The 14,836-nt window shown below is 67.6% G+C and carries 12 protein-coding genes and 1 pseudogene; 7 read left to right on the forward strand and 6 right to left on the reverse strand.

Features of this window, described 5'->3' with window-relative positions; translation table 11 throughout:
• Nucleotides 1-229: pseudogene (locus BRAS3809_RS35245) on the forward strand (adenylosuccinate synthetase); the annotation flags it as partial.
• A gap of 37 nt (nt 230-266) precedes the next feature.
• On the opposite strand, the gene BRAS3809_RS28580 reads toward BRAS3809_RS35245, so the two are convergent.
• From BRAS3809_RS28580 to BRAS3809_RS28595, 4 genes are all read right to left on the reverse strand, one after another.
• On the reverse strand, nt 267-1,499 hold the full coding sequence (locus BRAS3809_RS28580) for a cytochrome P450 (RefSeq protein ID WP_008965491.1): 1,233 nt from the start codon (nt 1,497-1,499) through the stop codon (nt 267-269).
• Between the two features lie 71 nt (nt 1,500-1,570).
• Nucleotides 1,571-2,875, reverse strand: a complete 1,305-nt coding sequence (locus BRAS3809_RS28585) for an MFS transporter (RefSeq protein ID WP_008965492.1) — start codon at nt 2,873-2,875, stop codon at nt 1,571-1,573.
• 976 nt (nt 2,876-3,851) lie between these two features.
• The gene (locus tag BRAS3809_RS28590; RefSeq protein WP_008965493.1) at nt 3,852-4,664 is read right to left on the reverse strand and encodes a DODA-type extradiol aromatic ring-opening family dioxygenase; all 813 of its coding nucleotides are present in this window, start codon (nt 4,662-4,664) and stop codon (nt 3,852-3,854) included.
• Between the two features lie 490 nt (nt 4,665-5,154).
• Nucleotides 5,155-5,589, reverse strand: coding sequence for a DoxX family protein (locus tag BRAS3809_RS28595; protein ID WP_008965494.1), 435 nt, complete (start codon nt 5,587-5,589; stop codon nt 5,155-5,157).
• Nucleotides 5,590-5,690: 101 nt separating this feature from the next.
• Between BRAS3809_RS28595 and BRAS3809_RS28600 the strand changes: the two genes are divergently transcribed.
• The 3 genes from BRAS3809_RS28600 to BRAS3809_RS28610 all read left to right on the forward strand — a co-directional run bounded on the left by BRAS3809_RS28600 (nt 5,691) and on the right by BRAS3809_RS28610 (nt 9,087).
• Nucleotides 5,691-6,608 carry a LysR family transcriptional regulator gene (locus BRAS3809_RS28600; protein ID WP_008965495.1) on the forward strand — a complete coding sequence of 306 codons (918 nt, stop codon included), beginning with the start codon at nt 5,691-5,693 and terminating at the stop codon, nt 6,606-6,608.
• Nucleotides 6,609-6,642: 34 nt separating this feature from the next.
• Nucleotides 6,643-8,343 (forward strand): SulP family inorganic anion transporter, encoded by a 1,701-nt coding sequence (locus tag BRAS3809_RS28605; RefSeq protein WP_008965496.1) that lies wholly within the window; start codon nt 6,643-6,645, stop codon nt 8,341-8,343.
• A 468-nt stretch (nt 8,344-8,811) separates the two neighbouring features.
• A complete protein-coding gene (locus BRAS3809_RS28610) occupies nt 8,812-9,087 on the forward strand; it encodes a GCG_CRPN prefix-to-repeats domain-containing protein (RefSeq protein ID WP_008965497.1) in 276 nt (91 codons plus the stop codon).
• A gap of 181 nt (nt 9,088-9,268) precedes the next feature.
• On the opposite strand, the gene BRAS3809_RS28615 is transcribed toward BRAS3809_RS28610, so the two are convergent.
• Nucleotides 9,269-10,690 carry an FAD-binding oxidoreductase gene (locus BRAS3809_RS28615; RefSeq protein WP_008965498.1) on the reverse strand — a complete coding sequence of 474 codons (1,422 nt, stop codon included), beginning with the start codon at nt 10,688-10,690 and terminating at the stop codon, nt 9,269-9,271.
• A 72-nt stretch (nt 10,691-10,762) separates the two neighbouring features.
• On the opposite strand from BRAS3809_RS28615, the gene BRAS3809_RS28620 reads away from it, so the two are divergent.
• Nucleotides 10,763-11,278 carry a thioesterase family protein gene (locus BRAS3809_RS28620; RefSeq protein ID WP_035659207.1) on the forward strand — a complete coding sequence of 172 codons (516 nt, stop codon included), beginning with the start codon at nt 10,763-10,765 and terminating at the stop codon, nt 11,276-11,278.
• On the opposite strand, the gene BRAS3809_RS28625 is transcribed toward BRAS3809_RS28620, so the two are convergent.
• Nucleotides 11,270-12,769 (reverse strand): amidase, encoded by a 1,500-nt coding sequence (locus BRAS3809_RS28625; protein WP_008965500.1) that lies wholly within the window; start codon nt 12,767-12,769, stop codon nt 11,270-11,272. The genes BRAS3809_RS28620 and BRAS3809_RS28625 overlap by 9 nt on opposite strands.
• 261 nt (nt 12,770-13,030) lie before the next feature.
• Between BRAS3809_RS28625 and BRAS3809_RS28630 the strand changes: the two genes are divergently transcribed.
• The gene (locus BRAS3809_RS28630; protein ID WP_008965501.1) at nt 13,031-13,861 is read left to right on the forward strand and encodes a roadblock/LC7 domain-containing protein; all 831 of its coding nucleotides are present in this window, start codon (nt 13,031-13,033) and stop codon (nt 13,859-13,861) included.
• A 48-nt stretch (nt 13,862-13,909) separates the two neighbouring features.
• Nucleotides 13,910-14,671 carry an oxygen-binding di-iron domain-containing protein gene (locus tag BRAS3809_RS28635; protein WP_008965502.1) on the forward strand — a complete coding sequence of 254 codons (762 nt, stop codon included), beginning with the start codon at nt 13,910-13,912 and terminating at the stop codon, nt 14,669-14,671.
• The last annotated feature ends 165 nt before the right edge of the window (nt 14,672-14,836 follow it).

Genomic DNA, 14,836 nt, shown 5'->3' on the forward strand with positions numbered 1-14,836 from the left:
CGTCGATCACGGCACCTATCCCTATGTGACCTCGTCGAACACGGTGGCGGCCCAGGCCGCGACCGGTGCGGGCCTCGGCCCGGGTGCGATCGGCTACGTACTCGGCCTCTGCAAGCTCCGGCGTCCCAAAGCCTTCAGCCCGCGCGGCCGCGGCCCCACAGACGTCGATACCGGAGCGCTGCATCATATAGGATTAAGTATGGCGAAGTCACAGCGCTGTCGTTCTTTCCGGGGGCGTTGCACAACAACTCCGTTAACGAAGATGGTTACCAGTGCGCCGGCAGCCGCTTGAGGCCGCGCAGCACGAAGGTCGGCCGCCACTCCGGGTTGTCGGGATCATCCAGCTTCAGCTCCGGCAGCCGCCGCAGCAGGGTTCCGATCGCGACCTCGGCCTCGATGCGGGCGAGCTGTGCCCCCAGGCAATGGTGGATGCCGCCGCCGAACGACAGCGGCTTCACGTTCGCCCGGGTGATGTCGAGCTGCTCCGGATTGTCCGGGTAGACGGCCGGGTCGCGGTTGGCCGAGCCCAGCAGGCACAGCACGGTTTCGCCCGCGGGAATGCGGCGGCCGCCGAGATCCTCGATGTCCTCGAGCGCGACGCGGCCGGTCAGCTGGACCGAGGAATCGTAGCGCAGGAACTCCTCGATCGCATTGGTGATCAGATCCGGGCGCGCCCTCAACAGCGCCAGCTGGTCGGGATTGCGATACAGCGCCAGCAGGCCGTTGCCGATCAGATTGACCGTGGTCTCGTGTCCGGCGCCGAACAGCAGGATGATGTTGGCCGTCAGCTCCTCGTGCGAGAGCTTGGCGCCATCCTCCTCCGCCTGCAAAAGCTGCGTCGTCAGGTCGTCGCCCGGATTTTTCCGGCGCAGCTCGAACAGGTGCTGGAAATAGGCCCTGGACACCGCGTTGCCGGCATTGCCCTCGGCAATCTCGGCCTTCGACAGCGGCACCGGCTCGAGCAGCCGCCCGCCCTCGCGCGAGCTCTTGTAGAACGCCTCGCGATGCTCCTCGGGAATGCCGAGCATGTCGCAGATCACCGTGACCGGCAGCTTGAAGGCGAAGTCCTCGATCAGGTCCATCCGGCCGCGCGGGATGATCTCGTCGAGCGTCGAATCGACGATCGCCTGGATGCGCGGCCGCATGTCCTCGACGCGGCGCGCCGTGAAGGCCTTCACCACCAGGCCGCGCAGCCGCGTATGGTCCGGCGGATCCTGCTGCAGCATCCAATGGCTCATGCTGCGGAAGATCGGCTCGTTCATGATCTCGGGGCCGTAGCGGCGGATCGAGCGGGCGACGAAATCCTTGCCGAAGCGCTTGTCGCGCAGCACGAGGCTCGACTCCGCGTGCCGGCTCGCCAGGAACGAGCCGAACGGCGTCACATGCACCGGATCGTTGTCGCGGAGCTGCTGATAGAACGGATAGGGATTGCGGATGAACTCCGGCGACAGCGGATTGAACAGCGGCGCTGCCTTGGCAGCCTGGACGTGCTCGTTCATGTGATCCCTTTCCAAGAGTTCGCTCATTGGTTCACGGCCGCGGCGCTATGGCAAGTCGGCCAGTTCACACATCATGCCGCAGCCTCCGCCGCGGTCTTCAACCTATGTAACTGCCCGGCGACGACGCGCACCCGGCGCGGCGCCGCAATCCAGATCGCGGCCGCCGACACGAAGGCGCCGGCGAAGGCGATCGCAAAGCCCGGCGTGTAGCTGCCGGTGAGATCATACAGCACGCCGGTCACCCAGGGACCTGCGGCGCCGCCGCACAGCCCGATCATCATCAGCGTTCCGAAAATGCTGCCGAATTGCGCGCCCTGAAATATCTCCAGCACGACCGCGCCCATCACCGACGTGATGCCGTAGCCGAGCGCGCCCTGCGTGGCGACCATCACATAGACCAGCAGCAGCGACGGGGCCGCCTTGAGCGCGATCAGTGCGGCGAAGCAGATTGCGAAGCCGAGGCAGCCGAGCCCCCACACGGCCTCGCGGCCGAGCCGGTCGGAAAGATGGCCGAGCGCGATCTGTCCGGGAATGCCGAGCAGGCTGACGGCGCCGAGCGCCCACACCGCGACACCCGAGCTGAAGCCGATCTCGAGCAGGTATTTCGTCTGGTGGACCTGGACCGCGTACCAGACGTAGAGACCGAAGAAATAGCCGAGCGCGAGCCACCAGAACCTGATGGTGCGCAGCGCGCGCGAAAGCGTCCAGTCGATGCCCGCCCAGGCCGGATCGACGATGTTCGACACCGGCTTCGCGGCGCTGTCGAGCGGCGCGGCATCGCCGTCGGGACGCAACCCCATCTCCTCCGGCTTCTTGCGCAGCAGCAGATTGATCGGCGCGAGCACGACCAGGACGACGATGCCCATCGCGGTGCAGGCGGTGCGCCAGTTGGTCTGCGCGATCATGTGCTGCACCCAGGGCAGCAGGGTCATCGAGCCCAGGCCGACGCCGGCGAACGCGATGCCGATGGCCAGCCCGCGGCGGCGGATGAACCAGTTGGGCAGGAACAGCGACTGGCCGGAATAGCCGAGGCAGACGCTGCCGGAGCCGACCATCACGCCGATGGTGAGGTAGAGATGCCAGGGCTGCGTGGTGAGCGGCGCGAGCAGCAGGCCGCCGCCCATCAGGGCGACGCCGAGTTCCATCACCGCACGCGGGCCGGTGCGGTCCATCAGCCGTCCGATCAGCGGACTGACGATGCCGGATGCGACGAAGCCGAAGGAGAAGGCGCCGGCGGTGACGCCGCGGTCCCAGCCGAACTCGGCGAGAATAGGTGGATAGAACAGCGAGAAGGCGGTGCGTGCATTGACGCCGATCGCCATCGTCGCGAAGGTCACGGCGACAATGACCCAGCCATAATAGAACGGCAGGCGCATGGCTGTTGTTTTCACTCCCTGGTGCACCCTTCGCATCATTTGCATGCGAACGGGTCAAGGATTTTCTGCGCACGCCGTCTCCGCGTCAGTTACCTCCGAGGTCATGCGTGCGGCGCACCATCCTCATCATCGGTGTCCTCCCGGCGAACGCCGGGACCCCTACCGCGTGATCTCGCGGTGAGAAAAGACTGGTCGTCGCGCGTGTCCCAAACACCACCCTGTGGTTATGGGTCCCGGCTCAAGGCCGGGACGACACCGAATGTGCGGTACGCTCCGTGGGCCGCGGCTGCACGCTCCTCGCGGCGCCATGGCGTCCGAGCTCTGCTCATTGATCGCCCTCGGAAGTAGAAGGGCGCAGGGAAGGCCGGGCGCTGGCCGCGCCCGTGGCCCGCCTGCAAACAAAAATGCAGGCGGCAGGTACCACAGGTGTGGCCGAGAACGCCCGGCCCTCCCTGCGCGATGGTCTTCACGCTTATAGGCAGGCTTCCTGGCGCTCGGGCTTGTTGGCCGCCATGCGCGGCAGCGCGTGTCACGCGCTGCGCGGAGATACCAGCGTCGAGGTATCAGAACCCTGCAACTTCACGTCCGCAAGCGCATCGTTCGTCCGCACGCCCACAAGGACATGCTGCGAGCTCCCGCGGCCACCGCTCCCCGCCTCGCGTGTCGTGACGATCGCGCGCAACGCCCCTTCCATGAGGCGGGATGCGCGAGAGGATCGTGGTGATTTGCCCGACGGCGCAAGGACAATCGGCTGCGACAAAGTAACCCGACGGGCAGAAATTCCCGGCTGTCATTCCGGGGCGATCGTCGATGCGCGGCCGCGAAGCGGCTGCGTGTCGATGATCGAACCCGGAATCTGGAGTTTGTAGGGACAGGCGCAAGGCAATGTCGGGATTCCGGGTTCAAGGCCTGCGGCCTTGCCCCGGAATGACGTCGTGGGGCGAGCGCGCAACCAACGCAACTCATAAGCCGCGTTCTACGCCGCAGCCTTCGCCGCATCGGCGCCGTGGAACGCATACACGTCCATGCGCAGCACACCGTAATTGGCGCTGTTGTGCAGGCGTTCGACGCGGGCACCTTCGCCGGCGGCGCCGAGCGCTGCGAACAGTGGCAGGAAGTGCTCGTCGGTCGGATGGTTGTCGCGCGCATGCGGGGCGAGGCGGCGGTAGTTGACGAGATCGTCGACGCGGCCGTCGATGGCGGCCTGGTGCACCCAGTCGGCGAACTCGACCACCCAGGACGGCGCGGGATCGTCGATGTCGAGCCGGCGCTTGCGGAACTCGCCGAGATTATGGGTGAAGCTGCCGCTGCCGATGATCAGCACGCCCTCCTCGCGCAAGGGCGCCAGCGCGCGGCCGAGCGCGAGATGGTGCGCCGGGCCCTGCTCGGTCTGGATCGACAGCTGCACGACTGGAATGTCCGCCTGCGGATACATCAAGAGCAGCGGCACCCAGGCGCCGTGGTCGAGGCCGCGCTCGCGATCGACGCCGACCGGAAGGCCGGCGGCCTGCAGGCGCTCCGCGACGGCGCGGGCGAGATCGGGCGCGCCCGGCGCCGGATAGCGCAGCTGATAGAGTTCGCGCGGGAAGCCGTAAAAATCGTAGATCGTGTCGTTTTCGGCGACGACGTTGACGGCGGGGATGTCGGTCTCCCAATGCGCCGAGATCACGAGGATGGCCTTCGGCCGCGGCAGGCTGTCGCCGAGCCCTGCGAGGAAGTCCCGCGCCGCCGACGCCGTCAGCGGCAGCATCGGCGAGCCGTGCGACAGGAAGATGCTGGGCAGAGTCATGTCAAAACTCCTCGTTCTCTTTCTGGATATCTCAGCTCGCGGCCCAAACCACAACCGTCGTCCCGGTCTCGAGCCGGGACCCGTACGCCGTGACCGCCGTTTGAGGCACGCTGGGCTTCGACCATCGTGCTCAGCTCAATCCGGCCGGTGGTTATGGATCCCGGCCTTGAGCCGGGACCCATACGCTGTGACCGGCATTGAGGCAGGCTGGTTGTCGACCATTTTGCTCAACTCACTCCAGCCGGTGGTGATGGATCCCCGCTTTCGCGGGGATGACACTGTGGGTGGGGCGACACCACTCGTTTCAATCCTGCCGCCGACCCACCCTCGCTGTCGTCCCTGCGAACGCAGGGACCCATACCGCGTGATCGATGTTCGTGGCACGCTGAGTGTCGCCCATCTTGCTCAACTTACTCCAGCCGGTGGCTATGGATCCCGGCGTTCGCCGGGATGACATCGAAATTGGGCGGCAGTGAACCGCCCCTCACCTTCAATGCGCGCTGCGCAGTTGGCCGCCGGCGAGGTTGGCGCGGAGGTTGCCGAGTGCATAGGCGCCGTCGCCGAGCAGGGCCTGGATCACCAGGGTGACGGCCCAGAACGCCGGGTATTCCCAGCCGCCCTTGGGGTTGTTGAAGAAGAACCCGGCCGAGCCGCGCACGGTGAAGATGGCGCCGAGCAGGATCGGCACGGCGGCGAGCGCGACCCAGCGGGTGGCGACGCCGAGGATCAGGGCGATGCCGGCGAGGATTTCGGCGGTGATCGTGACATAAGCGAGCTCGGGCGGCAGGCCGATGCTGCCGAAGAACTTGGCCGTGCCGGCCGGGGTGAACACGAACAGCTTCAGGCTGGCATGGGCCAGGAACAGGCCGCCGAGCGTGAGGCGGAGCAGGAGCGCGGCATAGGGCGCGGTGCGGGAATCGATCATCATAACCTCCGTGGGGACACCGGGGATATGGATCATTCCCTGCCAAGCGATAATCCGGTACAAGGGAAATTCAGTTCACACTGAGAGAGCGAGATCCAGGGGTGCTCGATCGCCTGACCGGGCTGGAAGTGCTGTCCAAGGTGGCCAGCAGCGGCAGCCTGTCGGGCGCCGCGCGCCTGCTCGGGATGTCGCCGACCATGGTGACGAAGCATCTCGCCGCGCTCGAGACCAGGCTCGGCACCAAGCTGTTTCACCGTACCACCCGCCGGCTCACCATCACCGAGGTCGGGCGGCGCTATCTCGATCTCGCCGAGCGGGTGCTCGGCGATTTCGAGGCGGCCGAGAGCGCGGTCGCGGCCGATCGCGTCGAGCCGCGCGGCCTGCTGCGCCTCAACGTCCCGCTCGCCTTCGGCACCCGCCAGATCGCGCCGCTGCTCGCCGGCTTCGCCGCACTCTATCCCGGCGTCAGCGTCGAGCTCGGCCTCAACGACCGGTTGGTCGACCTGATCGAGGAAGGCTGGGACCTCGCGATCCGGATCGGCGCGCTCAAGGACTCGACGCTGGTGGCAAGACGGCTCGCGCCGTGCCGGATGATGGTCTGCGCCGCGCCGTCGTATCTCGCCGCGCATGGCACGCCACGCAGCACGGCCGATCTCGCCGCGCACAATTGCCTCGGTTACACGCTGGCGGCCGCCGGTCCGTCGCGCTGGCGCATGGGTGGGAAGGCGGCCGTCGACGTCACCGTCAGCGGCAATCTGCGCGCCAACAATGGCGATGCGCTGCTCGCTGCTGCGCTCGCCGGGCAAGGCCTGATCTATCAGCCGACCTTCATCGTCGGCGACGAGGTTCGCGCCGGACGGCTGGTGCCGGTCCGCCTCGACGTGCCGCCGTCGGATCTGCTGGCGGTGCACGCGGTCTACCTGCCGGATCGCACGCCGTCGGCCAAGGTGCGCGCCTTCATCGACTACCTCGCCACGGCGTTCGCGCCGCAGCCTCCCTGGGATCGCGACCTTGGATAAGCACACGCGCAAGCCCGCGCGCGGAGAGATCGACATGACCGAGCCATCTCACGACGGCAACCATCACTGGGCGATGCTGCGCTCGCTGCAGGGCTGGCGGATCAGCGCCCTGCCCGCCGATCTCACCGCCGGGCTGACGCTTGCCGCGATCGCGATCCCCGAGCAGATGGCGACCGCCAAGCTCGGCGGCTTCACGCCGGAGACCGGCTTCTTCGCCTTCCTGGCGGGCTCGCTCGGCTTCGCGCTGTTCGGCGCCAACCGCTTCCTGTCCTGTGGCGCGGATTCGACGATCACGCCGATCTTCGCCGGCGGGCTGGCGCTGCTCGCGGCCAGCGGGACGCCGGAATATGGCAGCATCGCCGCGGCGCTAGCGCTCCTGGTCGGCCTCATGCTGGTGCTCGCCGGCGGCTTCCGGCTCGGCGGCATCGCCAACCTGCTGTCGGTGCCGGTCACGGTCGGCTTCCTGGCCGGAATCGCGGTGCACATCATCGTGTCGCAACTGCCCGGGGTGCTCGGCCTGCCCGCGCCGAGCGGACCAACCCTGGCGCGGATCGCCGCCCTGTCCGGCGAGCTCGGCAAGACCAACATCTACACGCTCGTCATCGGCATCGGCGTGCTTGCAACGGTGACGGTCTGCGAGCGGATCAGCGCCCGCATCCCCGGCGCGCTGATCGCGCTCGTCGCCGCGACGCTGTTCGTGATCACGGCCGGACTCGAGGCGCGCGGCGTGCCCGTGGTCGGCGCCATCTCCGGCGGCGTGCCGATGCCGTCGGTGCCGCTGATCGGGCCGGAGCAATGGGTGAAGCTGGTGCCGCTGGCGTTCCTGATCGCCGTCGTCGTGATCATGCAGACCGCGGCCACGACGCGGTCGTTTCCCTCCGAGCCGGATCGTCCGGCCGACGTCGACCGCGATTTTCTCGGCGCCGGCGCCGCCAGCCTGCTCGCAGGCCTGTTCGGCACGTTTCCCGTCAATGCCAGTCCGCCGCGCACCGGAATCGTGGTCGAGACCGGCGGCCGCTCGCAGGTCGCAAGCCTCTCGGCTGCGATCATCGTGCTGCTGCTCGTGCTGTTCGGCGCGCGGCTCCTGGCCCACGTGCCGGAGGCCGCGCTCGGCGGCGTGCTGCTGTTCGTCGCGCTGCGCATCATCCGCGTCGCACAGATCGTGCAGGTCTATCGCGCGTCGAAGGGCGAGTTCCTGCTGATTGCCGCCACGGCGGCCGCCATCGTGGTGCTGCCGATCGAGCAAGGCGTCGCGCTCGGCATTGCGCTGTCGCTGCTGCACGGCATCTGGAGCACGACCCGCGCACATCTCATCACCTTCGAGCGAGTGCCCGACACCACGATCTGGTGGCCGGCACATCCGCTCCTGCCCGGCGAGGAACTGTCCGACATCGCCGTGGTCGGCTTCCAGGCGCCGCTGAGCTTCCTCAACGCCGCGACCTTCCGCACCGATCTCCAGCACCTGCTGCAACGACGGCGGCCGCGGCTGCTGGTGCTCGAAGCCAGCGCGATGGTCGAAATCGATTTCACCGCCGCGCAGGCGCTGCTGGCGGTGATCAGGCAGTGCAACGCCGATGGCATCGTGTTCGCCGTGGCGCGCCTGGAATCGCTGCGGGCCCAGGCGGCGTTCGAGCGCTTCGGCCTGTATGACGTGCTGCCGCGCGATCACGTCTTCCAGAGCGTCGATCTCGCGCTGCAGAAGCTGCGCGTGCAGCAGCCGTCGTCCGCGGAGTGAGCCGAGGCCGATCACGCCGCGATCGTCTGATGCGACCACGGCTGTCGTCCCGCTGCAGGCTGGACGTCGACCATCTCGCCGACCCGTCCGGCCGGTGGTGATGGATCCCCGCTTTCGCTTGGATGACAGCGAGGGCGCAGCGGAATCTCGCCCGACGCTGCCTGATACAAATCGTTACGAAGTGCAGCGCGGCCGCACGGTGCGGCGGATGACTACGCATGTCAGGCTGCATTCATGTTCGTTGCAGCAAATACACTGTCGCTCGTGCGCAGCAGCGACTACACTGCGGCACGGCGCCGCCTGATCAGCGGAGCTGCGCTGCACGATCGGCTGTGCACTGAGCACCATGGTATGAGGGGAGGTTTTGCGGCTTCAACAAAGTTGCGAAACCAAACTGCAAAACCAAACTGCGTCTGGCGACGTCTAACGACCAACCTGATTCGAAACCAACGAGAGGACCGCACCGCAATGCGCAATCTGTTCACCTCCGCCCTGCTCGCCGCGACTGTCATGGTGGGCGCGTCGGCCGCGCAGGCCTTCACGCTGCCGGCCCAGCCGGCCGCTCCGGACAGCAACGTCGAGCGCGTCGCCGGCGGCTGCGGTCCGGGCTGGTTCCGCGACGGTTGGGGCAACTGCCGCCCGGCCCCACGCGCCTATTACGGCTATGGCTACGGATACGGCTACGGCCCGCGCACCTGCTGGATCCGCCCGACCCCCTGGGGCCCGCGCCGCGTCTGCCGGTGATCCGAAGGCGAACCAACGACACCGCCGCATCCCCAATGCGGCGGTGTTTTCTGTTCACTGCCTTTTGGAAGATATGAGTCCGCCGCTGTCGCCGCGCAGACGGTGCGCTCCCTCTCCCCGTAAGAACGGGGAGAGGGAGCGCAGCGCCCGTGTTGCAATAGCTCGGCTACAATGACGACGATCAGCTCGCCGGGATGATCTTGCCGGGGTTGAAGATGTTCTGCGGATCGAGCGCCTGCTTGACGGCGCGCATGGCGTCGAGCGCTTCCTGGCCGAGCTCCGACTTCAGGTACTTCTGCTTGCCCTGGCCGATGCCGTGCTCGCCGGTGCAGGTGCCGCCCATCGCCTGGGCGCGCTCGACGAGGCGATGCATGAACTCCTCGCCGCGCGCCATCTCGTCGGCGTCGTCGACATCGCACATCAGCGAGCAGTGGAAATTGCCGTCGCCGACATGGCCGACGATCGGCGAGGTCAGCTTAAGGCGCGCGAGATCTTCCTCGGTCTCGCCGACGCAATCGGCGAGACGCGAGATCGGCACGCAGACGTCGGTCGCGACCACACCGACGCCGGGCCGGATCGCCTTCACCGACCAATAGGCGTCGTGACGCGCCTGCCACAGCTTGGTGCGATCCTCGGGCTTGGTGGTCCAGGCGAAGTCGCCGCCGCCGCATTCCCTGGCGATCTCGGCGAAGTTCTTCGACTGCTCGGCGACCTCGGTTTCGCTGCCGTGGAACTCCAGCAGCAGCAGCGGCGTCTCCGGAAGGGTCAGCTTCGAATAGGCGTTGCACGCCCGCACCTGCGCCGCGTTGAGCAGTTCGATGCGCGCCATCGGGATGCCGGTCTGGATCGCGAGGATCGTGGCCTGGCAGGCGCCGCGCACGGTCTCGAACGAGCACGACGCCGCAGCGATCGTCTCGGGGATGCCGCGCAGGCGGATCGTCATCTCGCAGATGATGCCGAGCGTGCCCTCGGCGCCGACGAACAGATGGGTGAGATCGTAGCCGGCCGCGGACTTCTTGGCGCGCGTGCCGGTCTTGATGATCTCGCCGTCGCCCCGGACGACCTTGAGCGCCAGCACGTTCTCGCGGATGGTGCCGTAGCGCACCGCGTTGGTGCCGGAGGCCCGCGTCGAGGCCATGCCGCCGAGCGAGGCATCGGCGCCGGGATCGATCGGGAAGAACAGGCCCTGGTCGCGGAGATATTCGTTCAGCGTCTTGCGGGTGATGCCGGGCTGGATCACGCAGTCCAAGTCCTCGGCATGCACCTCAAGAACCTTGTTCATGTCGCGCATGTCGATGCAGATGCCGCCGGCGGGCGCGTTGACCTGGCCTTCCAGCGAGGTGCCGGTGCCGAACGGGATGATCGGCACGCCCAGCGGCGCACAGATGCGGACGACGTCCTGGATGTCGGCGGTCTCCTGCGCGAGCACCACGCCATCCGGCGGCTGCGTCGGCAGCCAGGTCGTGGTATGGCCATGCTGCTCGCGCACGGCCTGCGAGGTGATGAGCCTGTTGCCGAAGCGGGCCGCGAGCGCGTCGAGCGCGCTTTTCAGCGCCTCCGGCGCGGGCCGCTTCAGATCGTGATGGGGGATCGTCGTCGCCACAGCTTCCTCCAAAAGTTGGGCGGACCGTGGCAAAGGACGCAACAGGGGTCAAGGGAGCAAACGGAAGAGCCGATGAGCGATAATGCAGTGCCCACGCCGGCCGCGAGCGGGCCGTTCCTGTCGCAGGTCATGCAGATCGAGCCGCAATGGATCGACTACAACGGCCATCTCAACATGGCCTATTACAACGTGATGTTCGACCGCGCGATCGACCAGATCTGGGCGGAGCTCGGCATCGGACCGGCCTACATGAAGGAGCGCCAGGGCTCGACCTTCACCGCCGAATGCCACGTGCGATACTTGCGCGAGATCCATCTCGGCGACCCCGTTGTGATCGCCGTCTGGCTGATCGCCGCCGACGAGAAGCGGCTGCACACTTTCGAGGAACTGCGCCACGCGGGGGAAGGCTGGATCTCCGCGACGTCGGAGAACATGTCGGTGCACATCGACATGACCAAACGCAAGGTCGCGCCGTTCCCGGAGGACATCCAGGCCAATATCGCCCGCGTGCTGCAGGCGCATGCCGCCCTGCCGCGCCCCGACGGGCTCGGCCGCGCCATCGGCATGCCGCCGAAACGGTCAGCCTGATCGCACCCAGTCGGGCAGCCGCTCGAACCAGGGCTGCGCCTGCTCGAGCTGGCGGGCGAGCTGCAGCAGCCGCGCCTCGTCGCCGAGCCGGCCGGTGAACTGCACCCCCAGCGGCAGGCCCTCGGCGGTCCAATGCAGCGGCACGCTCATCGCCGGCGTTCCCGTGAGATTAGCCAGCTGCGTGAACGGGACATATTGCAGGCTGTCGCGGGCGATCTTGTCGATCATGCCGTCGAGCGCGCCCCAGCGCGCCAAAAGCCCGAGCAGGCCGACGCGGTCGAGCATATCGAGCAGCGTCTGCTCGGCGGTCGAGGGATCGCCCTGGCCATGGCGGACCGGCGGATGCGCGAGCGTCGGCGTCAGCAGCAGGTCGTAGCGCGCGTGAAAGCGCGCCAGGCCGCGCGCGAAGTCGTTCCATTTGAGCAATTGGGTGGTCAGTGCGCCCGCCGAGATCGCGCCGCCGAGTGTCGCCAGCACCCGCGTCAGCAGCTCGAACTCCTCGCCTTTCGCACCGCTGGCGCGGGCGTCGGCCACGAACGCCGCGACCTGGCCGAAATAGATGTGCAGAAACGAGGTCGCGAGCGCGGCGCCGTCGATGTCGGGCGCGGCCTCCTCGACCTCATGCCCGAGCCCCTGCAGCAGCTTCACGGCCCCCTCGACCGCGAGCTTCGCCTCGGCATGCACCTCGGTGCCGATCGGCGACGCTGTCATCACGCCGATGCGCAGGCGCGGCGGGTCGCGCGTGACGGCGTTCGCGAACACCACGCCCGGCTCGGCCACGAGGAACGGATCGCCGGGCTCGGCGCCCGCGATGACGTCGAGCGCTGCCGCCGTGTCGCGGACGCTGCGCGACAGCACGCCTTCGCAGGAGGCGCCGAACCAGTATTCGCCGAAGCCGGGCCCTGACGACACCAGGCCGCGCGACGGCTTCAGTCCGAACAGGCCGCAGCAGGCGGCGGGAATGCGGATCGAGCCGCCGCCGTCATTGCCGGCCGCCATCGGCACCACGCCCGAGGCGACTGCTGCCGCTGCGCCGCCGCTGGAGCCGCCGGGCGTATGCGCGGCATTCCAGGGATTGCTGGTCCGCCCGAAGGCGCGCGAGTCCGAGACGCCCTTCAGCGCGAGCTCCGGCAGGTTGGTCTTGCCGAAAATGACGAGACCGGCCGCGAGATAGCGCCGGACGACGGAGGCATGCTCCTTTGCCACGCGGCCCGACAGCGCCTTGCTGCCATAGGCCGTCGGTAGGCCCGCATAGTCCTGCGCGCAGTCCTTGATCAGGAACGGGACGCCGGTGAAAGGACCGGTCGCGGGCTTGGCCAGTTGCGCACGCGCTTCGCGCTCCATCATCGTGCAGATCGCGTTGGTGCGCGGCTGGGCGCGTTCGCTCTGCTGCAGCGCGAGCTGCAGCAGTTCGGCCGCGGTGGTCTCGCCAGCGCGCACCGCCTCGGCCAACGCGACCGCGTCGCGCCGCAGATACTCCTGAACGTTCACATTCCCCTCCCCGTGGCCGCAAACAGCCGCCGCGATCGTAGCTGATTCTGGCTGCAACAGCGGCGCAGTCGCAACCGAACACGACGAAATCGCGGCCGAACGGCCGCCGAGACGGCGGCATCATGGCGCAAACCGGCGCGAATGATGGCGAGACCGCGCCGATGCGCCACATGTTGAGTTAATTTGATTCAGATCATTCGCGGGGTCCCTTGCGCCGACCTAACTTTGCGCATCGTTAGTTGTGTAGAGTTGAAGACAGCGATGGGACGCCTCGCAAGCCTGCTGAGCCGAGCGCACGGACCCCACGAGGATGGGACGGCGGTGCCCGTGACGACCGCCGACTACTTCATCCTGCTGTCGCGGGCGATGGAGAACCTGCCGGATTCCAGCGCCGAGCGCCGCGCAGAGGTGTATCAATCGGCACGCCAGGCACTGGTCAGCCGGCTCGAGGCGATGCATCCGCCGGTCTCGCGATCACGCATCAAGGCCGAGCAGCGCGCGCTCGACGACGCCGTGGACACGATCGAGACGCGCGCTGTGACGAGCCCTGACGACACCGTTCCGCCAGCAGCGCCGCTGGCGCCCGACGAACCGCTCCCCTCTTTTGCCGACCCTGATAGTCCGACCATCGCCGTTTCAACGCCTCACGATGACGCCCAGGATCCCGCCATGGCTCAACCCCAGTTTCATTCCCGATTTGCCCCGCGCGCCGTCGAGGAGAAGCCGATGTCCCGACTCGATGAAATCAACCGCGTCCTGCGCAAGCTGCAGAGCGACTCGTTCGGGGTCGAGGCCTGCGCGCTGATCTCGGAGGACGGACTGATGATCGCGAGCGTGCTCGCCGCCGACATGGAGGAGACGCGAGTCGCCGGCATGACCGCGACGCTGCTGTCGCTCGGCGGCCGCGCCGCGATGGAGCTCGGCCGCAGCCATCTGCAGGAGGTGATCATCCGCGGCGAGTCCGGCTACGCGGTGCTGGTCAGCGCCGGCCGCGGCGCGCTCCTGCTCGCGCTGACCAACGAGAACAGCAAGCTCGGCTTGACCTTCTTCGACATGCGCGAAGCCGTCCGGTCGCTGCAGAAGGTGCTGTAGCGCCGTCGTACAAGCAGGCCGGCGCGCTGCGCCGGCGGGAGAAGCGTCATGGCCAATACCGTTCTCTATGACGACGGCGTCCACAAGAACATCCTGCTGGAGGATTTCAGCGCCGGCGATCTCGCGGTGCAGGCCAACCAGCACCTGATCATCCACGACCGCGTCGGCATGCTGCTCGATCCCGGCGGCCACAAGGTCTACTCCAAGGTGCTCGGCGAGACCTTCAGCGAGCTCTCGGGCGGACGGCTGAAATATCTGTTCCTGTCGCATCAGGACCCCGACATCGTCGCGGCGATCAACGGCTGGCTGATGACGACCGATGCAGACGCCTACATCTCCTCGCTTTGGACCCGCTTCGTGCCGCATTTCGGCTTCGACCACATCGTCGCCGACCGGCTGAAGCCGATCCCCGACGAGGGCATGGTGTTCGACCTCGCCGGCTGCAAGCTCTACGCCCTGCCGGCGCATTTCCTGCACAGCGAGGGCAATTTCCAGCTCTACGATCCCATTTCGAAGATCCTCTACAGCGGCGATCTCGGCGCCTCGATCGGCGTCGACTACACCGTCACGCGCGACTTCAGGGCGCATACCCGCTTCATGGAAGGCTTCCACCGCCGCTACATGGTGTCGAACCGCGTCATGAAGGCGTGGGCGCAGATGGTACGGCCGCTCGACATCGAGATCATCGCTCCGCAGCACGGCGCGCTGTTTCCGGACGCCGCGATGTCGCGCCAGTTCATCGAGTGGTGCGCGACGCTGGAATGCGGCATCGACCTGATCACGCCGCTGTTCAAGGTGCCGGCGGGCTGACATGCTGGCTCCCTCCCCGAACCTTGCGCTGCCTTCGCCCGCTCCACGCGCCCATGCCTGCGCCGTGGCCGGCGAGGACGCGCCAGCCTGGCTCGCGGCCGCCTTCGCCGTCGCGGGCACGCTCGTCGCGGTGATGTCGGCCTCGCTGTGGCAGCAGGCGCCGGC

This window comes from Bradyrhizobium sp. STM 3809, from assembly GCF_000239795.1.
Lineage (GTDB): Bacteria > Pseudomonadota > Alphaproteobacteria > Rhizobiales > Xanthobacteraceae > Bradyrhizobium.

Coding starts and splice junctions, on each gene's coding strand:
- BRAS3809_RS28590 (WP_008965493.1), bottom strand. CDS start 4,664: ATGACTCTGCCCAGCATCTTCCTGTCGCACGGCTCGCCGATGCTGCCG.
- BRAS3809_RS28605 (WP_008965496.1), top strand. CDS start 6,643: ATGACCGAGCCATCTCACGACGGCAACCATCACTGGGCGATGCTGCGC.
- BRAS3809_RS28585 (WP_008965492.1), bottom strand. CDS start 2,875: ATGCGCCTGCCGTTCTATTATGGCTGGGTCATTGTCGCCGTGACCTTC.
- BRAS3809_RS28630 (WP_008965501.1), top strand. CDS start 13,031: ATGGGACGCCTCGCAAGCCTGCTGAGCCGAGCGCACGGACCCCACGAG.
- BRAS3809_RS28610 (WP_008965497.1), top strand. CDS start 8,812: ATGCGCAATCTGTTCACCTCCGCCCTGCTCGCCGCGACTGTCATGGTG.
- BRAS3809_RS28580 (WP_008965491.1), bottom strand. CDS start 1,499: ATGAACGAGCACGTCCAGGCTGCCAAGGCAGCGCCGCTGTTCAATCCG.
- BRAS3809_RS28620 (WP_035659207.1), top strand. CDS start 10,763: ATGAGCGATAATGCAGTGCCCACGCCGGCCGCGAGCGGGCCGTTCCTG.
- BRAS3809_RS28635 (WP_008965502.1), top strand. CDS start 13,910: ATGGCCAATACCGTTCTCTATGACGACGGCGTCCACAAGAACATCCTG.
- BRAS3809_RS28595 (WP_008965494.1), bottom strand. CDS start 5,589: ATGATCGATTCCCGCACCGCGCCCTATGCCGCGCTCCTGCTCCGCCTC.